Source organism: Rosettibacter sp. KY25 (assembly GCF_057554405.1).
Genome location: NZ_BAAJAO010000013.1, coordinates 68,210 through 89,493, shown reverse-complemented (window position 1 = coordinate 89,493; position 21,284 = coordinate 68,210). Strand labels below are relative to the sequence as shown.

The following is a 21,284-nucleotide window of genomic DNA, read 5'->3' as shown; positions in this document are numbered from 1 at the left end:
CCAAAAACTTAATAACATTGATGAAGCTCTTGATTCCGATTTAATTTTTCTATGCCTTCCAGTTGATTTATCAATTCAAGCATTTAAAGAACTCATTCCAAAATTAAAAGAAAATCAAATTATTACTGATGTTTGTGGTGTTAAAGAAATTTTCCATCAAATCTGGAATGAAAACAATTCAAAAGGATTTTATATTGGCGGGCATCCAATGGCTGGTAAAGAAAAGAGCGGTTACGAAAATTCTGAATCAACTCTTTTTGAAAACTGCGTTTATATTTTAAGCGACACAGCCAAAGAATTTGCTTTCATTCAGTTATTTACAAATATCATTCATCAAATTGGGGCAAGAATCACTTTCCTAAATCCCAAAGTTCATGATATCATTGTTGCTGCAGTAAGTCATCTTCCACAAATTGTTGCTGTATCATTAATTAATTCAGCCGCATTGAAAGACAGCGACATTAACTTTTTTGATTACGCTGCAGGTGGTTTTAGAGATATGACAAGAATTGCATCGAGTGATTTTTCAATCTGGGAATCAATCATTAAACTGAACAATAAAAATATTCTGCAGGCAATTGATAATTTTATTTTTGACCTTGAAGAAATGAAGAAATCAATAATAAAAAATGATTTGAATAAAATTGCACAAAAATTTGAAAGTGCAAGAAGCAAACGAGATGAAATTCCCAAAAACACAAAAGGATTTCTATCCCCTCTTTATGACATTTTCGTTTTTGTAAAAGATGAACCCGGTGTTTTAAGTAAAATTACAACTGCTTTATTTCATGCAGGAATAAACATTAAAGATATCGAGCTTCTTAAAATTAGAGAAGGAACTGGAGGAACTTTCAGAATTTCTTTCGATACAAAAGAAGCAGCAGATAAAGCAAAAAATATTATTGAAAATTTAGGTTTTACTACAAGAATTTAGAAATGAAAATAAATTTCCAATTAACTATTTTTACGCCGCAAATTTTTAAGCAATAGGAGAAATTTTTATGGCAACAACTTCAGACTTCAGACCAGGAATGGTTATCAGATGGAATAATGAACTCTGGACAATCGTTGAATTCCAGCATGTCAATCCAGGCAACTGGCGTGCTTTTGTAAGAACAAAATTAAAAAATATGAAAACAGGAAGAGTCCTCGAAAATAGATTTCGCGCCGGTGAATCAATAGACGAAGTAAGAGTTGAAAGAAGACAATTTCAATATCTCTACAGAGATGGTGCAGATTATGTTGTAATGGATAATGAAACATTTGAACAAATCAACATTTCTCCAGAATTAATTGGTGAAGGACAAAAATTCTTAAAAGAAAATACAGTTATTGATATTCTTTTTGATGACACTCAAATAGTTGCAATTGAACTGCCAATTTTTGTAACACTTGAAGTTACTCAAACAGAACCCGGAGTAAAAGGCGATACAGTTTCTAATGTGATGAAGCCAGCAACACTTGAAACAGGTGCTGTTGTAAATGTTCCTCTCTTCATTAATCAGGGAGATAAAATCAAAATCGATACTCGAACTGGTGAATATGTTGAAAGAGTAAAGGAATAACAGCTTTACTTTGTAGCAATAACAACTTGAACTAAACCTAAAGTTAAAAAGTTTTGCTCAACTTTACTAAATCCTGCTTGAGTGAGTAATTCTGTTAAATTAATTTTTTTATCAAACTCACCCACAGATTCCGGCAGGTATTTATATGCTTCTTTGTCTTTCGAAATTAATTTTCCTATTAATGGTAAAATCTTATCAAAATAAAAAAGATAGATTTTTCTTACGAACTTTTTTGAGGGCAAACTAAATTCTAGTATTGTAACTTTTCCATTATTCTTAAGCACTCGATAAAATGATTGAAAACTTTTATTGATGTCGTAAAAATTGCGAACTCCAAATGCTACAATAATATTTGTAAAAGAATTATTCTTAAATGGCAAATTTTCTGCAGTGCTTTGAACCAATCTTCCATTACTCCACTCTACTTTTCTATTAAAATGTAAGAGCATGTTCATTGAAAAATCCAGACCAATAATTTTATTTACACCAAATTTTTTTGATGCAATAGCAAAATCACCTGTGCCGCATGCTACATCAAGAAGAATCGAATTTGAATTTAACTTGCTCAATTTAATTGCTTTCCTGCGCCAGTAGTAATCAACTCCAAAACTTAAAAGATGATTTAAAAAATCATACTTATCAGAAATTGAGTCAAAAATTCTTTTTACTTTGCTCTTTTTTGTAGTTGAATCCATCTTTGTTTCACAATAATTCAAGAAAATAATTTTTCATTTTTCTTACTCCACCAGTTGTAAATATATTTTCCGCTCCACAATGTAAAAAGCATAAATATAAATCCGCCGATTAAATCTATAACATAGTGATATCTTAAATAAACAGTTGCAAAAATTAAAAGCGTTCCATCAACAATAAAAAAGTATTTCAATCTGCTTTGAAATTTTACAGATAGAATCATAACCAGCAAAGTCATTTGAGTATGGCCGCTTGGGAAAGCATCACGTTGAACTATTGCAGCTGGATTTAAAGTTCCTGAAGGAATTGATTCACCTGAATTAACAATTTCTCGTAAAAAATTTGTCAAGCAAAGTCCCGGTAGTTCAATATCGTTTAATTCAAAATTATGAAGAGTAAATCTTGGCCCAATTGCAGGAACAAGTATATAGCCAATGTAAGAAAGAAAAAATCCATAAACTATTATGAAAGCCGAGTAATCAAGTTCTTTAAGTTTTCCGGTAAAAATAAAATCCAACCCAAGTATAATTGGCAAAAAGAAAAAAGTGCCGTAAACAATTTGAAGCAATTCTGTTAAATAAGGATTGGCAATTTTATAAAGTTCGTGAGTTGGATCAGCATTAAAAATCATTCTATCAATTTTAATTAGAACATCATCATAAATCACTCCGCGAATCGGGTCAACCATGTAATAAAGTTCTTTGAAAAAAATTAATATTAATGGAACAAGATACCAGTAATGAAAGTGCTTCCAGACCAAGTTGTTATTGTTTACATCTTTATAAGCAACAAAAAAAACATAAGAAATAATTAAAACATTTACAGCAATATTATTCTGCCAGTAAACAATCTTATTTGAATAAATAATATTAAGGACAGATAAAAACAAAGTGAAAAGAACAACAATGAAATCTGTTGGTGTGATATTCAGAATAAGCTTTTTATTTTCTTTCATGAACAAAAAGAAGAATAATTATAGAAAAAATTTACAACTGACTTTTAATAAATTCATAAAGCTGAATAAAATCTTTAATTGATAAATCTTCTGCTCGCTTTGCAAGAAGACTGGTTAATTCTACATTATTTGTAAAATTTATGGTTCGAAATATACTATTGCTGAGTGAATTTTTTAAAACTTTTCTTCTATTTCCAAATGCAGCTTTAACTACGTTTATAAACAAATTATCATCAAAATTTTTTTGTTCTTCTTCAATAAACTTTATTCGAATAATTGCTGAATAAACTTTTGGTTTTGGATAAAATACATTTGGCGAAATTTTGAAACATAATTTTGTCTTTGCAAAATAATTTAACAGCACGCTTAAAATTCCATAGTCTTTTGTTCCCTTTTCTGCTGTTATTCTTTTTGCCACTTCATACTGAACCATGAGCAAAGCATCTCTAACAAATTTTCTTTCGTAAATCAATTTGAATAAAATTGGAGAAGTAATGTTGTAAGGAATGTTTCCGATTATTCTTAATTTCTCATTTTTGTGAACGAAGTCTGAGAGATTAGTTTCTAAAAAATCTTGATTAATTATTTCAAGTGAAGGAAATTTTTCCTTAAGCTGTTTAACTGCTCTTTTATCAATTTCAACTGCAATGAATCTTTTTACATTATTTATTAGCTCTGATGTTAATGCACCTGTGCCTGGACCAATTTCCAGCACCACATCTTCTTTTTCTGGATTAAATTCATCAATGATTTTTTTGACAATATTTTTATCCACAAGATAGTTCTGACCAAATCTTTTTAATGGATAAATTTTATCTTCCATAAAGATTCATGTTATATAATTATTTATATTTGATTACTAATGTAAAGAAAATTTATCATGTTCGAGATAATATTTTTAACTGCATTGTCGCTTTATTTTATTCAATTAGTAATCTTTACAATTGGAGCAGGTAAAAGATTTCCAAAAATTCGGGATGAAAATTTGCCTTTCATTACTGTTATTGTTGCAGCACGCAACGAAGAAAATAATATTCTTGACTGCTTAGTCTCACTTGATAACTTAATTTATCCTAAAGACAAAATTGAAATCATTATTGTAAACGACCACTCCACCGATAGAACAGGTGAAATTATAGAATCCTTTATCAAAGACAAACCAAAATTCAAATCCATAATTCCAGATAAACAAATTGGCTCGCTCAAAGGAAAAACCAATGCTCTGGCAAATGCAATTAAAATTGCAAAAGGAGAAATTATACTTACAACCGATGCTGATTGTATTGTATCTCCAACATGGGCTAAGACTCTTGTTTCTTATTATCAAAAAGATGTTGGATTTGTTGGCGGCTTTACTACTCAGCAGGACTTTAATGCCTTTGCAGGAATGCAGGCTATTGATTTTATTTTTCTGCTAACTGTAAATGCTGGAGCTTTAAATTTAGGCAAACCACTTGGATGCATAGGAAATAATATGTCATACAGAAAATCTGCTTATGATGAAGTAGGTGGCTATGAAAGTATTCCATTTTCTGTTACAGAAGATTTTAATTTGTTAATGGCAATTCATAAACTTAAAAAATACAAAATACTTTATCCTCTTGATCCTGGTGCTCTTGTAGTTTCAAAACCATGTCCTGATTGGCAGACATTATACTGGCAAAAGAAAAGATGGGGCGTTGGAGGAACGGAAAGCGATATTATCGGTTATTTAATTATGCTCTGGGGATATGTTACTCATGCTGCTATGCTGCTTACACCATTTTTGTTTTCGCTTACTGCACTTTACTTGTGCTTTTTCAAAATATTTATTGATTACTTTTTTGTTTATCCTGTTTATAAAAAATTCAATCTGAAATTAAAACTAAATCATTTTATTGCATTTGAAATTTATTTCATAATCTATGTTCTTTTGCTTCCTTTCATAGTTCTGCCAAATAAAAAAATTAAATGGAAAGGAAGAGAGTTCTAAATATTCACAAATCTTAAAAAGGTTCTATGAAAACAAAATTTACTCTAATCTTGCTGTTGATTTTTCATTTACAAATTTTCTCTCAATCGAAAATTGAAATATTTCCAGACAATTTAACAATTCAACCATTCACAGCTAATATTCTTGAACCAAAACTTGGTTTTCAATTTCATTTATCAAAAAATGAATTGAGATTGGATATTGGAAATTCAATTGATGCATTGAGAATTCAAAATGGTGATGAAACTATTTCAATTGGTGCTGATTTATTCACTTATACACTTCTTCGAAGTGAAAAAAATTTTCATTTCCCTGTCGATGCTGTTGATTATTTGTTCGGAATTAATTCATGCTATACAAAAAAAATTGATGATAGAAAATTTGGGCTGCGTTTTAGATTAAGTCATATCAGTGCTCATTTTGTTGATGGGCATTTTGATGTAACAAACAATAAATGGCGCGATAACTTAAACCCGCGTGTTTACAGTCGAGAGTTTATTGAATTTATGCCTTTTTACTCTTTTTCTAATCTAAGATTCTATGCAGGATTTACATATATTTTTCATGTTGACCCTCAATTTATTAAAAAGGATAATTATCAAATTGGATTTGATTATTTTGGAAATGAATTTTATAAAAATATCAGACCATTTTTTGCTTATGATTTAAGAATAATTCACATTGATAATTATTCAATTAATCATTCAATTGCTGCAGGATTAAAATTTGGAAAAACTCATGGGAAAGGATTCAGCACATTTATAAATTATTATTCTGGAAAAAGTATTCATGGAGAATATTTTGATATTAATAAAAATTATTTTGCATTTGGAATAAATCTGGATTTATAAATGGAAGATGATTTTACAGAAATAAGGGATTATTATCAGCCTCAGGAAAAAAAGAATTCATATTTAATTCATGTAGTTCTTTTAATAATTACTTTTATAACTACTATTATTGCAGGCTTGGAATGGACAACTGGTAAAATTGGTCCATATGAATTCAGAGATTTAAAACATGGTTTGCCCTATGCAGTATCAATCATATTTATTTTAGCAAGCCACGAATTTGGTCATTACTTTGCTGCAAAGTATCATAAAGTGAAAGCAACACTTCCTTACTTTATTCCTTTCCCTCCAATTCCTGGATTCTTTAACTTCGGAACTATGGGTGCTGTAATCAAAACAAAATCTGTTACTCCAAACAACAAAGCTATGTTCGACATTGGCGTAGCTGGACCAATTTCCGGTTTTATTGCATGTTTAATTGTTCTAATTTACGGATTCACTCATCTTCCTCCTGTAGATTATATTCTAACAATTCATCCAGATTACTTTTCTCCTGATTATGGAAAAGATGCCGTCAATCTTGAATTTGGAAGCACTCTAATTTTCGAACTGCTAAAAAATTTATTTGCTAACCCAAATGATTTCATTCCACCGATGTCCGAAGTTTATCATTATCCATATTTATGTGTGGGATGGTTTGGTCTATTTGTTACTGCAATGAATCTTATTCCAGTTGGACAATTAGACGGTGGTCATGTTATTTATTCAATGTTTGGAGAAAAAATTCATGAAGCGGTTGCAAGTATTTCAATGATAATATTAATGATACTTGGTGCCGGTGGAATTTTAAGCGGCTTTCTTGGATTTCATTTTGAATTTGGATGGAGCGGCTGGTTATTCTGGGCTTTAATTCTATATTTTTTCATAAAAGTCAAACACCCACCTGTTCCATATTTCGAAAAGCTTGATAAAAAAAGAATGATACTTGGTTATATTGCAATTGCAATTTTTATCTTATCATTTTCTCCAACACCATTTATTATTTCACTATGATAACCTTGACATTAACACATTGCTTTGTCTAAATTTGTTTTAACAATAAAGGAAAAATTATAGAAAAGATTGCTACAATTAAATTAATGGATAAAACAAATATTAAAGGCAAGTTTTCTATGATTTTTCCTTTATTATCTTTTCTTAGAATATCTCTTCTGAAAAACAAAAAAATTTTTTCTGTAAAATATTTCATACAACTTTCGGCAATTTCATTTCTTTTTTTCTCTGGCTGTGATAAAATTCCTGATAATGTAATTGAACAAAACTTAATGTATACAACTGCAAAAATTATTCGGGCACCAGAGGACTTCAGATACTCGAATTCAGATTCTACTTTTGTAACATCAATTAAATTAAGCAGCACAGATTTAAAAGAGAATGTATGGCTTACTGTAAAATATTATGATGGATCTTCTACAATTCATCAACAAATATTTATGTCAGATGAAGGAGATTCTTTCTTGACAGGTGATGAAACCAGAGGTGATAAAATTTACTCTGCATTTATTCCAATGAGTAAAAAATTTCCAAGCGGTAAATATGCTATTGAATATTTTGCTCAATATAAAAATCAGGAAAGTTCATTAAAATTAGCTGTTCATTATTTTAATTACATTAATTCACAAATCAATTTACCGCCATCAATTACAGAGGCTATTGTTCCATCAACAGCAACTTATGAACAGAAAATTACTTTGATGGTAAAAGTCAACGACCCTAATGGACTGAAAGATATTTCTTCTGTTTATTATGAATTATACAAGCCTGATGGAAGCAAAACTGTTAATAGCCAAGGAATATCACAATTTCCATTGTTTGATGACGGAAACACAGCATCAAATGGAGATGCAACAGCAAATGATGGAACTTATTCAGTATTTCTGACTTTCCCTGCAGGTCAACCCTCAGGTCAATGGAGATTCGAATTTTATGCAAAAGATAAAGGCGGCTTAGTAAGTGAAAAATTTATTCATTTCTTAACATTAAAATAAAATTGAATAAGAGAATTAAATGAAAAAGTTATTCTTTGCTTTTCTTTTCGTGATTTTTGCATCAAATATTTTTTCACAAAAATTACCTAAAAATTTTTTAATAGATAATTCGGATGTTGATGATTTACCTGCAAGCAATTCAATTGAAAAAATTCTATTTGTAGATGATACTTTATGGCTTGCAACATCAAAAGGTTTGAGTAAATCAACCGACTACGGGAATTCATGGATTAACTTTTATCGCACTAAAGATTTTGGTGAGGATGGAATTTCTGCAATAGGTTATTATGATGGAACTATCTGGGCTGCAACATGGAAAATGGAATCAATTGCCGGTTCAAATGTCCCAACAGGAACAGGGTTGCATTTTTCAACTGATTTTGGGAAAACCTGGACTAACATCAAACAACCAGTTGATGACCCAGGAGATTCAATCATCACTTATGGAATTAATAAAATTCGTGCATTGCCAGTTACAGTTCCTCAACAAAATTTTGTTTATGATATTGCATTTACAAAAAACACAATTTGGATTGTCTGCTTTGCAGGCGGATTGAGAAAATCAACCGACATGGGAAAGACATGGCAGCGTGTGGTGCTTCCTCCAGATAATCTTGATTCTATAAAACCTACTGATACATTAAAATTTTCTTTGCAGCCTGTAGCAGGTAAGTTTGGAAAAGAATCTTATTTGAATCATCGAGCATTTTCACTGCTTGCTGTTGATGATACTACAATTTATGTAGGCACGGCAGGAGGAATTAATAAAAGCACAGATGGCGGAATAAGCTGGGTAAAATTTAATCATACTAACCAATCAAATCCCATCAGCGGAAATTTTATACTTTCACTTCAACACAATAAATTTGATAATTCAATTTGGGCTGCAACATGGAAAGCAGAAGGTATTGATGAATATTATGCCCTTAGCGTTACTTATGACGGCGGAAATTCATGGCAAACATTTTTAACTGATGAAAAAATTCTTGATATTGATTTTAAATATTATAGCAGCAATAATTTCACACATTCAGATATCTTTGCAGCAACAGAGAATGGTCTCTTTCGATCCAATAATAATGGCAAATCATGGATATCAGTTCAAGAAATTGTAGACAGCAAAACTAAAATTCCAATCAATATTAAAAAGCAAAGATTCAGAGCTGTAAAAGTTAAACAAAGAGAAAATGTTGCAGATATTTGGATTGGGACATTAGATGGATTAGCAAAATTTACAGATACCAACAGCAGCTGGGATGGTGAGTGGAAAGTTTTTCTATCATCAAAAAAATTAAACAGTTCAAATGAATCTTATGCATTTCCAAATCCATTTTCTCCTGATGATGAAGTTGTAAGAATCAAATATAAAATTGAAAAAAGTTCTAATGTAACAATCAGAATTTTTGATTTTGGAATGAATCTGGTCAGAACAATAATTCAAAATGCTTATAGAAATTCTGCAGGTGAACAAATTGAATTTTGGGACGGCAAAGATGAAAGTGGAAGAATTGTTCCAAATGGTGTTTATTTCTATCGAATTGATATTGATTCGAATGAACCTCTGTTTGGTAAAATTATTGTATTAATGTAAAAACAAATTTCATAGAATATGTTGAAAAAAATATTACTAATCATTGTAATTGCTGGATCGGTTATAAAACCACAAACACAGTATTCACCAATTAACAGCATGCCCGGTTCATTCAGCAGAATGGGATTTGGTGCAAGAGGAATGGGAATGGGAAATGCACTTTCTGCAATTAAGGATGGAAATCTGGTTTCATATTACAATCCTGCTCTTTCTGCTTTTCAGGAAGGAAATGTTTTTCAAACTTCATATTCATTTCTGTCACTCGATAGAACATTAAGCTTTATAAACTTTACAAGAAAATTTGAATTCAAAAAAGAATCGGATTCAAAACAGGTAAAATCTGTTGCTGGAATAAGTTCAGGTTTCATTTTAGCTGGAGTATCAAACATTGATTTGCGTGACAATGAAGGTGAAATCTTTGATAACATATCAACACTGGAAACACAATTTTTTATTTCTCTTTCAAATCGATTTTCAGATAAATTTGCTTTAGGGATTGCATTCAAATTTTATTACTATAAGCTTTATAACAATATTACATCAACAGCTCTGGGTATGGATGCAGGAGCTTTGTATTCATTTAATGAGAATCTTTCTTTATCACTAGTAATTTCAGATTTGAATAGTGCTTACAAATGGGATACTGGAAGCATTTACGGTCAGAACGGCAACACAACAGTAAATAAATTTCCACTGCTTAAAAAAATTGGTATTGCATATAAATTTTGCAATCCAAAACTAATTGCAGCAATTGAATTAGAAAGCAGCAATGCAAAAACAAATTATCTAAGAAGCGGAATTGAATACAATATTTATCATGACTTTTTTATTCGCAGCGGTATTGACAGATTTAATTTATCTAACACAGAAAATCCAGTTAGACCTTCTTTTGGTTTTTCATATTTTTACAAAATGAAATCTATAAAATTTGGCATTGACTATGCATTTGTAATTGAACCTTATTCATCATATGACCAACACATTATTGGAATTAACATTAACTTTTAATCACTATGAAAAAAATAATTGTTTTAATATTTCTCAGCTCATTAATAATTAATGCACAAAACATAAAAACAGGATTATCTTTTCTGAAACTTGGTGCAGGTGCAAGAAACATTTCAATGGGCGATTTTGGTTCTCTATCTTCAGGGGATTTGAACAGTGGAATTTATAACCCTTCTGTTATTGCATTAAATCCAAAAACTCAATTATCATTTTCTCATAATACTTTTTTCAGAGATTTGAATTCAGAATTTTTTTCTGGAAGTTTTTCGGTTCTAAACATTCCATTTATGATTGCAGTTAACACAACAACAATTTCTGATATTGAAGTAAGAACCAAACCGGGAGAAGCTGAATCAAAATTTGATGCTCATTACTTTTATGGAAATCTTTCTGCTGCTTACGAGTTATATGATAATTTATTTGCAGGTGCATCAATAAAATATATTTATGAAAATCTTTTTTCTGACGATGCAAACGGCTATGCTCTTGATTTTGGAATTAGTTATAAAAACATACTTAAGAATTTGACAATTGGTGCATCATTAAGAAATATCGGCTCAATGAAACAGCTTCGCACAGAGGCAACTAAATTACCTAAAGATTTTAGAGCAGGTGCTAATTTCAATTTTGATTTGCCAGATTATAAATTGAATTTTAGCCTTGCAGCAGGTTATCAGAATTATATTGATGATAAAATTTCTCATTTCCATTTTGGAATAGAAATTTTTTACTACAACATGTTTGCATTAAGAGGCGGATATATCACAGGTTACGATTCAAAAAACATTACAGCTGGATTTGGAATTATTTTTCGCGGAATTAATTTAGATTATGCATATGTTCCATATAAATATTCACTTGGTGATTCGCATATTATTTCATTCATATATACATTTAATTAAAAATGGAAATTATCAGATACACAGAAGAGTGGAAAGAAAAGTGGGACAAATTCGTTCTCGAATCAAATAATGGAACAATGTTCCATCTTCAAAGATTTTTGGATTATCATACTCCAGGCAAATTTAAATTCGACCACTTAATCTTTCTCGAAAAAGGAAATATTGTAGCAGTTCTTCCAGGTTCAATTAACAACGGAATGTTTGAATCACCTATTGGTGCAAGCTATGGTTCAATTGTTACAAAAGATATCACTTTTGCTAAAGCTATGGAAATTGTATCTACACTACTTGATTATGGCAGAAAAAATGGAATCAAAGAATTTATGCTTACTGCAGCACCAATGATTTATGAACAATATCCAAATCAAAGTCTTGACTTTGCTATGCTCTGGCAGGGATTCAAATATAAACTTCATTACATTTCGAGTGCAATTAAACTTGATAAAGATAGAGATATACTAGAAAGATTTTCTCCAACCGTAAGAAGAAACATTCGCAAAACTTTCAGGGATTTCAAACTGCGTGTTGAAGTAAATGAAAGATATGATGAATTTTATCCAATACTTCTTAAAAACAAAGCTCGTCATAATGTAAAACCAACTCACACTTACGAAGACCTTCTTCGATTAAAAGAACTTCTTCCTGATAGATTGAAATTATTTATGGTATACTATCAGGATACACCTATTGCTGGTTCACTAATGTTTTATCCAAATCAATACGTTGCACTTTGTTTTTATAACATGCTTCTTTATGAATACGCAGAATATAAGCCTATTCAAAGAGTAATGTATGAAGTTGTTAAGGATTCGACTGAAAGAGGATTTCGTTATGTTGACATTGGAGTGTCTCAGGATACAAAAGCAGAAAATCCCATGACTCCAAGTATGAGCTTGATTGAGTTCAAAGAAAAATTTGATGCAAAAACAATTATGAGAAATACTCTCTATATAAAATTATAAAATTGCAATCAATGCACACTAAAAAGATTTGCATAGCATTTCTTGGAAATGCTTTCAATGATTCAAGAATTACAAATCTTACTAACTCCCTTAAAGAAGATGGATGTAAAGTTTCAGTAATATCTTTTGATTGGTTTATTAAAAAACAAAATATTATTTCTGATGATATCAAGGTCTTCAAACTTAATAAAGGCAGGTTTTCAGTTTTTTTCTATATTCATTTTGCATTCATATTATTAAGAGAATTAATAAAATCAAAAGCCGATATTTATTTTGCAGAAGATTTTTATACACTTCCGTTTGTAACAGTAATTGCTAAACTCAAAAATGGAAAAGTTTATTACAATAGCAGAGAACTTTATGCATTTATTGGTGGATTAAGAAATCGGCCTTTCATTCAATCAATCATAAGATTAATCGAAAAATATTTTATTAAAAAAGTTGACCTTGTTTTAACAACAGGCGAAATGGATTCAAAATTTCTTGAAGATTATTACAAAATCAAAAACACACTTGTTATAAGAAATATCCCTCTTTATCAAAAACCAGAAAATATTTTTGACTTCAGAAAAAAATATAACATCCCAAAAGATTCATTAATTCTATTGTATCAAGGAGTTTTGCTTGAAGGAAGAGGAATTCCCATAATTATAAAATCATTAAGAGAATTGCATGATACATATTTTATTTTGCTTGGCGAAGGTGAGCAAAAAAATAATTTCATTAAACTTGCTGAACAGCTTAATGTGAATGAAAGAGTAATTTTCGCAGGAGTTTATGAACAGAATGAATTAATTAATTACACTGCTGGTGCAGATATTGGACTGGCAATAATTGAAAACATAAGCATCAGTTACTATCACGCTTTACCAAATAAACTTTTTGAATATATTATGGCAGGCTTGCCTGTAATAGTAAGCAATTTGCCTCAAATGAAAAATATTGTTGAAACATACAAAGTAGGTGAAGTAGTTGACATAGATAAAGGAGAATCAATTGTGCCAGTAATAATGAAGTGGAAAAATAATCCCAAGCTTATAGATGAATTCAGAAAAAACTGTTTTAATGCTGCTAAAGAATTAAACTGGCAGGAAGAATATAAACATGTAAAAAATGTGCTTCTGAATTTTTAATTCGAATTCTAAATTGATTTCAAAAACATCAATCATTTTCATTAAAATGAAAAAGCAAAAAAGAATATTAATAGTAAGACCTGATAGAATTGGAGATGTTGTTTTATCCACACCAATTCCGAGGGAAATAAAAAAAACTTATCCTGATAGTTTTGTAGCTGTGATGCTAAAAAAATATACTGCTGATATTTACACTCACAATCCTTATGTCGACAAAATAATTTTAATTGATGATTATGATGATGGTTCAATCGAAACATTCTGGAAAAAAATTGATGAGATAAGGAGCCATAAGTTTACTCATGCTTTAATGCTTCTTCCCAAAGAAAGAATTAATTACATGTTATTTTTTGCAGGAATTCCTTATCGTGTCGGTGTTGGTCATAAATTATATCAGTTCATAACTTTTACACATTATGTTTCAAGAAATAAATACATTCCATTACGTCATGAAGCAGATTATTGCATGGATTTAGCAAGAAAAATTGGAATACAAACAAACAATCTTGAACCAGAAATTTTTTTAAGTGAGGAAGAAAATCAAATTAAGAACGAATTAAGAAATAAATTCTTAAATGGAAAGAAATATTTAATAGGAATACATACAACAAGCGGAAATTCTGCTCCAAACTGGACAATTCAGAGTTACAAAAAGCTAATCGAAATATTAAATCAGGAAAATGAATTTCAAATTGCTGTAACTGACAACAATCCTCCCAATGAATTAATCAACATTGAAGGTGTGATCTATCCAAACATTAATAAAACTCTCAGACAATCAATTATAAATTTTGCTACGCTCGATATATTGATTTCATCGAGTACTGGGCCAATGCATATTTGTGCAGCATTAAAAGTAAAAACTATTTCAATGTTTTGTCCATTAACTGCATGTTCACCAAATCTTTGGGGACCACTCGGCAATCAAAACAAAATTATAATGCCGAGTAATGATTACTGCAGTAAAGTTTGTCCAGGAAATCCCAAAGTATGCACTTTTGAAGGGGAAAATGGAATTGAAGTAGAAAGTGTTTTTCAATCTATTTTTAATTTATTAAAATGAAATAAAAAAGCTGTCCTACAAATTTTTGCAAGACAGCTTTGAAGTATTAACATCCTTCACGTTTTTTCTTTGGGGCTGATTTTAAGTTACTTGCAGGCGGCGGTGTTATTTTAGGAGTTGGTGATGTCTGCACATTTTGAATAACACTTGAAGTTGTTGTTCCAGAAACAATTTGAGGCGTTCCACCAAAATGTAAACTTATCTGCTTAATTTTCTCGAACTCTGCTTTTTCTTCACTTGAAGCATTTTCTGCTAATTTTGGATAAAGAATTTTTTCTTTCCATTCATTTAATCCGCCTTTCAAAATATAAACAGATTTGTAATTTGCACTTTTCAAAATAAACCATGCTTGAGCAGAAACGATGTCATCATCGCCATATAAAATTATTTTTTCATTTCTCATTAAATCAGAATCAAGAAGATTTTCAATTGGAATATTAACTGAAGCAGGAATTGAATACTCATTAAAAGATTTTTCATCACGTAAATCGACAAGAGTAAAATCGGCTCTTCCTTCGATTAACCATTCTGCCAATTCCATTACCGAAATTTCATCTTGATTCTTAATAGTTGTTAATGCCAATTCTTTTGCATTAACTGTAATTTTATTTTTGTTTACTGGATTTCCAATAAACAAAGCAGCAATTCCCATTAAAGCAGCAAATATCGCTAATCTTTTTGATATGCTTAATTTTTCGATTGGACATTTCATTCTCTTTCTCTCCCAAATTTTTTCGTCATAACTTTTTCGCTCCACTCAGCAGCTGCAAATGCACCTAAAGCCATCATAACAATAAGAAAAACAACCAAGCCGTGAGATAAACCTAAAAATTGCGGCAGTGTAACTTTTCCCATTGGTGTTGAGTTGTAAAAATTTTCTATCAACGGGAAAATTTCTCCAAATACAAAAATTCCAAAGAACATTCCAAGCAAGTAAACCATTCCATCGTATCTGCCAGTGGATGCAGAAACCACAGATGTGCCCGGGCAATAACCACCAATTACAAATCCAATACCCAGCAGTAATCCCCCGATAATTTGAGGAATAATGTAAGTATCAGTTAGATAAATTAATGACATATCCAGCCAGCCTATCCATGATAAATAAAAAACTCCAAGCATAGCAGTAACAATCGCAGTAAACATAACTTTGAGAACTCTCATATTATAGAAATAAAATTGAGCTGCAAGAATTCTTGCGTTTCCAAATCCGCCTCGTTCTAAAGCAAAACCAAATCCAATTCCAATTACAAACGCAACAACTAAACTGAAATCAAAACTGAAGTAATCGAATTTATAATACGGCATCATAACCATTGCCTCCTAAAAAAGTATGCTGCTAAATAACCGCCGCCAAATACGGCAAACATAAATGCCCAGCTTCCAAGATTAAGCAAGGCTCCACCAGTTAAAGCTTGACCGCTTGTGCATCCTCTTGCAAGTTTGGCTCCAAATCCCATTATTGCTCCACCAATGAAAGCATAAATTAATCTTGTTCGATTAGATACATTTGGACCTTTTTCAATAGTTCTTTTAACACGATGTGCAAGTGTGCCGGATAAAAATCCTCCAGCTGCAACACCTAATACTTCGAAAACAAGCCAATCCTTTAATGGATTTGTAGTTCCATCTGTAAGATATTCTTTGTAAAAATTATTCTTTGATGCATGTTCTGGTACTACTTTAGATACAGCTACAGCAACAACTGTTGAAGCTGCACCTGAAGCTCCTAAACCTCTTCCCATAATTACAAATGCAGCAAGAAGAACAAGTCCCAAGCCTACACCAACAAGATATGGATTTGAATATGGCTTTGGCTGATGAACAATTTCTTCTGTTTTTGATTCATTTTTTGAAAATAATCCTGCTAATGTTGACATTTTTACTCCAGTAATTATTTATACTCTTATTTAAAATGTGCATTCAAATAATGACTGTATTGACCTGCATAGACTATAATAAATCTTAAAATCAATCCACCAAGAATAACCAGAATTGGTGCAACAGGTGTATGTTTAATTTTATGATTTACTGCAAGAAGTTGAATAATCAATGGTATAACAATTCCAAGTCCTATTACAAAAGTCCAGAACTGCGGTGCATATTCGCCGCTGATTAAAAGTTTTGCAGCTGCAATATGAACTGCAGATGAAGTTGATAATCCAACAAGCAATAACATAATCACAAAAAGTTCAATTACTAAAAATCCATTATCTGCTTTTGCAAGTAATTCTCTTTCATAAACATTTTTTGCAATCATGTGAACAAAAGCTGCAGCTGTTGATAATCCAGAAACAAGAAACAAAATTGAAAGAATTGAAGAATTCCACAATGGTCTAGAACCCATAGTGCTTAAAAGTACACCGGTATAAATTCCAAGCATACCACCAAAAAGCATATTGACAATGCCAATGTTTTGAAGCAATCTCGGCTTTTGATTTATAAAAGTAGTTACTTTGTTTAATTGCGGAAATTTATTAATCAAGAATGACGGCGGACCAATTAAAAGATTAGCAATTATTGCTGGATATACAAGAATTAAAATCCATGCACCCCACGACATTGGAGAAGAAATTCTGAATGTTGTATATAAACGCCAAACAAAAAGTTTATGCTCCAAATCCAGAAACAATGCAAACATTCCAAAGCTTAGAAGTACTAAGCTTATTAGTGGCAAAGTATAACATGCGCAACTTGTTTCTTTATATCTTTTGCTGAATAAAAAATATCCTGAAATAATCATCATTCCAGCAACCATACCACCAAGAAAAAGATAAACTGGAATTTCCCAACCCCAAACATGAGTAAATGGATCAATTTGAGGATTATGACGAGTTGTTGTTAATTCCTGCATTTTAACCTCTTAAAAAATTTTAGAACATTATTTAACTAAGAAATACAAATGTTGTAATCCTAATACAATCTGAAGCAATCTTAGAATCACCTATTTATAATTTACCTTTAGATTTTTCGCATTAATCAGTCCAACATCAGAGATTATTTTGCTTTTCTTCTATTGCAATTCTGAGTCCGCCAAAGCAGATGACGAATCTAAAACATGAATACTTCAAATAGATTCTTCGCTTCGCTTAGAATGACTTCGTTATCTTTTCTTACTTGTCATTCTAAGGAATCCGCCAAATGCCAATGACAAAGAATCTCTTTATAAAAATTAATTCTTTGAGATTCTTCTTCCGATAAATCGGTGTCAGAATGATACTTGTGTTTTTTCTTAGCATGAACAGCTGTGTTCTGTTTTTTCACTTTGCTCATAATAATGCTTAAGAGTCCACAAGTCTGTCAAACAACAAATTAAGAACTCATACAGTTTTATAAAACACTTAATATCATATCAAATAAAATATTCTTGGCGATGTTCCTGCTTCTGGCAAAAGAGTATGATATTTTCTTGAAGCAAGAAGTTTGCTTACTTCGCTATTTGGGTCATCCAAATCACCAAAATACATGCAATGTGTTGGACATACAGAAACACATGCTGGCTGCTCACCTTTTTCTACTCTATGAATGCAAAATGTGCATTTATCTGCATAGCCATCTGGATGAATAAATCTTGCATCGTATGGACATGCGGCAAGACATGCTTTACAACCTATGCACATATCATGGTCTACAAGAACAACTTTTCCAATTTCATGTACATGACTTGCACCTGTTGGACAGCAAGAGACGCATGGAGTATTATCACAATGATTACATCTTTGTGATTGAATTTCAACATGAACATCAGGAAATTTTCCTTCAGTAATTTGAACAATCCAATCACGATTGTAACCTTCTGGAACATTATTTTCTGTTTTGCATGCAACAACACAATCCATGCAGCCAACACATTTCTTTGTATCTATAACCATTCCATATCTTGCCATATCACACCTCAACTTCAAATGTGACAAAATTTACATTCATACCGGTTCCTCCCATCAATGGATCTGTTTTATATTTTGTTATTAATTGAGAATCACTTGCACCTTTTTGATATGCCCGCTTCAACATTCTTGAATTATGACCAAAACCATGAACCATATAAACACAATCAGGTCTAATTCTTTCTGTTGCTTTTACTTTTACTTTATTGCTTAGAATTCCATCTTGATTTTTCAATCGAATATATTGACCAGATTTCAATCCCCATTTTTGTGCAATATCAGAATTAATCCATACTTCATTTTCTTCCATCATATCCATAAGAATAGGATTTGATTGTGTTCTTGAGAAGGAATGAACCGGTGCTCTTCCAAAAAGTAATCTGAAATAACCAGCAGGAGGTTCTTCTGGTTTTTGATATTTAGGGACTGGGTCAAATCCTGCTTGCAAAAGTTGGATTGAATAGAATTCAATTTTACCTGATGGAGTTGCAAATTCAGGTTCAATTCCATCTTCAATATAAATTGGTTGTTTGGAACCTTTAATAATTCCTTCTTTCTTAAGTTGTTCTAAACTTAATCCAGCAGCTTTAAGTCGATAATCAAAATACTCTTCAATATGATTCCATGGAAAATAATGTCCAAGTCCAAGTTTCTCTGCTAATTTTTTTGCAATCCACCAGTTTGGTTTTTGATCTGCTGGTGGTTCTACTACAGGTTGACGAATTCCAACAAAAGGTTCTTTGAAAGCAGACATGTGTAGGTCGTCATATCTTTCAAGATAAACAGCTTCTGGTAAAACAACATCAGCCCAGCCTGCTATTTCACTTGGAATTACATCAATTACAACAAGCAAATCCAGATTTTGAATTGCTTTAATTGTTTCTTCTTCATTTGGTAAGGCATGAATTAAATTTGTCGCATATACAAACCACCCTTTGATTGGGTATGGTTTACCAGTAATTGTAGCTTCTCTTATTCCTGTTGTAATTTCTTCAGAAGCAAAAGGATATTTTTTATTTGGATTATCTAACTTTTCTTTCTTTGGTTCGGGATAAGGTGGATATGGATAAGGAGGTAATGAATAACTGACAGGGAAAAAGAATCCTCCTTTTCTTCCCCAATTACCCATTAATGCATTCAGCAAAGCAATGGCTCTACTTCTTTGAGTATCATCACCATACCATGTTGCATGTCTTCCAGGATGAATCAACGTAGCTGGTTTATGCATTGCCATTGATCTTGCTGTAGTTCTTATCAAGTCAGGTTTGATACCTGTTTCTGGATAAGCCCATTCAGGAGTGTATTGAGAAATTTCTGCTGCGAATTGTTCAAATCCATATCCATATTTTTTAATAAATTCTTCATCGTATAATTTTTCTGTAACAATAACATTCATCCATGCAAGCAAAAGTGCAATATCGGTTCCTGGCTTAATTGGCAAATAATATTTTGCTTTGGAAGCTGCGGTTGAAAAACGAGGGTCAACAACAATAATTGTAGCATCATTTTGAACTGCAGCTGCAAATTCCTGAACCTGTGAATTATGCATATTTTCGCCAAGATGCGAACCAATAAGCACAAGACATTTAGTATTTTCGATATCAGTTCTTTCGGGTGAACCAATAGCATCGCCAAAGGTTAATTCAAAACCAACATCTCGGGGACCGCGGCATTGAGCAAATGAAGGTGCTGCAAAATTTATAGCTCCATAAGCTTTTAACATATGTTTAAGAAAATTGCCGCCAATACCATGAGAAAATGAAGCAACAGATTCTGCCCCATACTTTTCTTTAATCTTTTTCATTTTATTTGCTACGTAATCGAGGGCTTCGTCCCATGTTACTTCTTTCCAGATTTCTTCGCCTCGATGTCTTACTCGAATTAATGGGGCTCTTAATCTGTCAGGGTCAAAGTGTGCACCAATTCCGCCTGTTCCTCTTGGACATAATCTGCCTTTACTTAACGGGTCAAGAGGATTTCCTTCAATCTTCCACAACTTACCATCTTTCACATATGCAATTGCACCGCATTTCCAGAAACAAATATCACAGTAAGTTGGAATTTTTTTAATACCTTTAACTTTTTCGCTGTTAATTTTTTTGGCTCCTTTAACAATTGGACCAAGTGCAGACGATGCTGCAGCTGCTCCAACTGTGAAACCAGTAATTTTCAAAAATTTTCTTCTCGATATTTGATTCATTCCTACCTCGAAATAGATTTTATTAATTCTTTAATTTCGCTGCATTGAGTATATTTCTGGTAAACATCACACTCACGGCAATCTCTTTTTTCGCAAATAGTTTTGGGATGTTCATAACTCCAGCACGGTTCGCTATGTCCTTTATAAGCTTTACAATTTTTTCTATCCTTAATTGAACATTTTACAACTTCCCAGCATGGAATTAATGAATACAAAGTTTTAATTCCATTAATACTGATTTTTGATTCGTTAATTGCATTTCTAATACATTCAATTCTTTCAAGGTCAGATTTTGAATAAAGCCTTTGATTCGATTCTTTTTTGAAAGGAATAATTAATCCTTCACGCTCATACATTCTTAATGTATGAACAGAAATATTTAACAACTTAGCTGCAGTGCTTATTGGGAAAATTGGCTCTTTATCTTCTAATCTTTCTATCATTTATATTTCATAAAAAAGTTGATATTTATAAATATCAACTTTGCTGCCAGTTATAAATGATATAAATAAAC

General features: G+C 31.5%; 22 protein-coding genes. 12 read left to right on the top strand and 10 right to left on the bottom strand.

What is annotated here, in order from left to right:
- Together AC27L2_RS09385 and efp are read left to right on the top strand one after the other, a co-directional pair.
- On the top strand, positions 1 to 934 hold a 934-nt coding region (locus AC27L2_RS09385), incomplete at its 5' end, for a prephenate dehydrogenase/arogenate dehydrogenase family protein (RefSeq protein ID WP_487211508.1).
- 67 nt (positions 935 to 1,001) lie between these two features.
- Positions 1,002 to 1,565: an elongation factor P gene (gene efp / locus AC27L2_RS09380; RefSeq protein ID WP_487211507.1), complete on the top strand. Its 564-nt coding sequence runs from the start codon at positions 1,002 to 1,004 to the stop codon at positions 1,563 to 1,565.
- Positions 1,566 to 1,570: 5 nt separating this feature from the next.
- Here the strand turns inward: efp and ubiE are convergent, their stop codons facing one another.
- The 3 genes from ubiE to rsmA are packed head-to-tail and all read right to left on the bottom strand — an operon-like array spanning position 1,571 to position 4,036.
- The gene (gene ubiE, locus AC27L2_RS09375; RefSeq protein WP_487211506.1) at positions 1,571 to 2,260 is read right to left on the bottom strand and encodes a bifunctional demethylmenaquinone methyltransferase/2-methoxy-6-polyprenyl-1,4-benzoquinol methylase UbiE; all 690 of its coding nucleotides are present in this window, start codon (positions 2,258 to 2,260) and stop codon (positions 1,571 to 1,573) included.
- Positions 2,261 to 2,277: 17 nt separating this feature from the next.
- On the bottom strand, positions 2,278 to 3,213 hold the full coding sequence (locus AC27L2_RS09370) for a phosphatase PAP2 family protein (protein WP_487211505.1): 936 nt from the start codon (positions 3,211 to 3,213) through the stop codon (positions 2,278 to 2,280).
- A gap of 31 nt (positions 3,214 to 3,244) precedes the next feature.
- Complete coding sequence (gene rsmA / locus AC27L2_RS09365) at positions 3,245 to 4,036, bottom strand: 16S rRNA (adenine(1518)-N(6)/adenine(1519)-N(6))-dimethyltransferase RsmA (RefSeq protein ID WP_487211504.1); 792 nt, start codon at positions 4,034 to 4,036, stop codon at positions 3,245 to 3,247.
- 57 nt (positions 4,037 to 4,093) lie between these two features.
- Between rsmA and AC27L2_RS09360 the strand changes: the two genes are divergently transcribed.
- The 10 genes from AC27L2_RS09360 to AC27L2_RS09315 all read left to right on the top strand — a co-directional run bounded on the left by AC27L2_RS09360 (position 4,094) and on the right by AC27L2_RS09315 (position 14,683).
- On the top strand, positions 4,094 to 5,185 hold the full coding sequence (locus AC27L2_RS09360) for a glycosyltransferase (RefSeq protein ID WP_487211503.1): 1,092 nt from the start codon (positions 4,094 to 4,096) through the stop codon (positions 5,183 to 5,185).
- Between the two features lie 26 nt (positions 5,186 to 5,211).
- The gene (locus AC27L2_RS09355) at positions 5,212 to 6,036 is read left to right on the top strand and encodes a DUF1207 domain-containing protein (protein WP_487211502.1); all 825 of its coding nucleotides are present in this window, start codon (positions 5,212 to 5,214) and stop codon (positions 6,034 to 6,036) included.
- A complete protein-coding gene (locus tag AC27L2_RS09350) occupies positions 6,037 to 7,029 on the top strand; it encodes a site-2 protease family protein (RefSeq protein ID WP_487211501.1) in 993 nt (330 codons plus the stop codon). It begins immediately after the preceding gene.
- Between the two features lie 119 nt (positions 7,030 to 7,148).
- Entirely contained in the window at positions 7,149 to 8,024 is an 876-nt protein-coding gene (locus AC27L2_RS09345; RefSeq protein WP_487211500.1) for a choice-of-anchor X domain-containing protein, read from the top strand.
- 19 nt (positions 8,025 to 8,043) lie between these two features.
- The gene (locus tag AC27L2_RS09340; RefSeq protein ID WP_487211499.1) at positions 8,044 to 9,615 is read left to right on the top strand and encodes a WD40/YVTN/BNR-like repeat-containing protein; all 1,572 of its coding nucleotides are present in this window, start codon (positions 8,044 to 8,046) and stop codon (positions 9,613 to 9,615) included.
- An 18-nt stretch (positions 9,616 to 9,633) separates the two neighbouring features.
- Positions 9,634 to 10,623: a PorV/PorQ family protein gene (locus tag AC27L2_RS09335; RefSeq protein ID WP_487211498.1), complete on the top strand. Its 990-nt coding sequence runs from the start codon at positions 9,634 to 9,636 to the stop codon at positions 10,621 to 10,623.
- 5 nt (positions 10,624 to 10,628) lie between these two features.
- Positions 10,629 to 11,525: a PorV/PorQ family protein gene (locus AC27L2_RS09330; RefSeq protein WP_487211497.1), complete on the top strand. Its 897-nt coding sequence runs from the start codon at positions 10,629 to 10,631 to the stop codon at positions 11,523 to 11,525.
- A gap of 2 nt (positions 11,526 to 11,527) precedes the next feature.
- Complete coding sequence (locus AC27L2_RS09325; RefSeq protein ID WP_487211496.1) at positions 11,528 to 12,487, top strand: GNAT family N-acetyltransferase; 960 nt, start codon at positions 11,528 to 11,530, stop codon at positions 12,485 to 12,487.
- An 11-nt stretch (positions 12,488 to 12,498) separates the two neighbouring features.
- Positions 12,499 to 13,620 carry a glycosyltransferase gene (locus tag AC27L2_RS09320; protein WP_487211495.1) on the top strand — a complete coding sequence of 374 codons (1,122 nt, stop codon included), beginning with the start codon at positions 12,499 to 12,501 and terminating at the stop codon, positions 13,618 to 13,620.
- 46 nt (positions 13,621 to 13,666) lie between these two features.
- Positions 13,667 to 14,683 carry a glycosyltransferase family 9 protein gene (locus AC27L2_RS09315; RefSeq protein WP_487211494.1) on the top strand — a complete coding sequence of 339 codons (1,017 nt, stop codon included), beginning with the start codon at positions 13,667 to 13,669 and terminating at the stop codon, positions 14,681 to 14,683.
- Positions 14,684 to 14,729: 46 nt separating this feature from the next.
- Here AC27L2_RS09315 and AC27L2_RS09310 read toward each other — a convergent pair whose 3' ends face one another.
- The 7 genes from AC27L2_RS09310 to AC27L2_RS09280 all read right to left on the bottom strand — a co-directional run bounded on the left by AC27L2_RS09310 (position 14,730) and on the right by AC27L2_RS09280 (position 21,213).
- Positions 14,730 to 15,395, bottom strand: a complete 666-nt coding sequence (locus AC27L2_RS09310) for a rhodanese-like domain-containing protein (RefSeq protein ID WP_487211493.1) — start codon at positions 15,393 to 15,395, stop codon at positions 14,730 to 14,732.
- Positions 15,392 to 15,994: a YeeE/YedE thiosulfate transporter family protein gene (locus AC27L2_RS09305; protein ID WP_487211492.1), complete on the bottom strand. Its 603-nt coding sequence runs from the start codon at positions 15,992 to 15,994 to the stop codon at positions 15,392 to 15,394. The genes AC27L2_RS09310 and AC27L2_RS09305 overlap by 4 nt, the downstream gene beginning before the upstream one ends.
- Positions 15,991 to 16,563, bottom strand: a complete 573-nt coding sequence (locus AC27L2_RS09300; RefSeq protein ID WP_487211491.1) for a YeeE/YedE thiosulfate transporter family protein — start codon at positions 16,561 to 16,563, stop codon at positions 15,991 to 15,993. The genes AC27L2_RS09305 and AC27L2_RS09300 overlap by 4 nt, the downstream gene beginning before the upstream one ends.
- A 26-nt stretch (positions 16,564 to 16,589) precedes the next feature.
- A complete protein-coding gene (nrfD, locus tag AC27L2_RS09295; protein ID WP_487211490.1) occupies positions 16,590 to 17,537 on the bottom strand; it encodes an NrfD/PsrC family molybdoenzyme membrane anchor subunit in 948 nt (315 codons plus the stop codon).
- A gap of 493 nt (positions 17,538 to 18,030) precedes the next feature.
- Positions 18,031 to 18,570 (bottom strand): 4Fe-4S dicluster domain-containing protein, encoded by a 540-nt coding sequence (locus AC27L2_RS09290; RefSeq protein ID WP_487211489.1) that lies wholly within the window; start codon positions 18,568 to 18,570, stop codon positions 18,031 to 18,033.
- A gap of 1 nt (position 18,571) precedes the next feature.
- Positions 18,572 to 20,770 carry a molybdopterin-containing oxidoreductase family protein gene (locus AC27L2_RS09285; RefSeq protein WP_487211488.1) on the bottom strand — a complete coding sequence of 733 codons (2,199 nt, stop codon included), beginning with the start codon at positions 20,768 to 20,770 and terminating at the stop codon, positions 18,572 to 18,574.
- A gap of 2 nt (positions 20,771 to 20,772) precedes the next feature.
- Positions 20,773 to 21,213: a MerR family transcriptional regulator gene (locus tag AC27L2_RS09280; RefSeq protein WP_487211487.1), complete on the bottom strand. Its 441-nt coding sequence runs from the start codon at positions 21,211 to 21,213 to the stop codon at positions 20,773 to 20,775.
- Between the last annotated feature and the right edge of the window lie 71 nt (positions 21,214 to 21,284).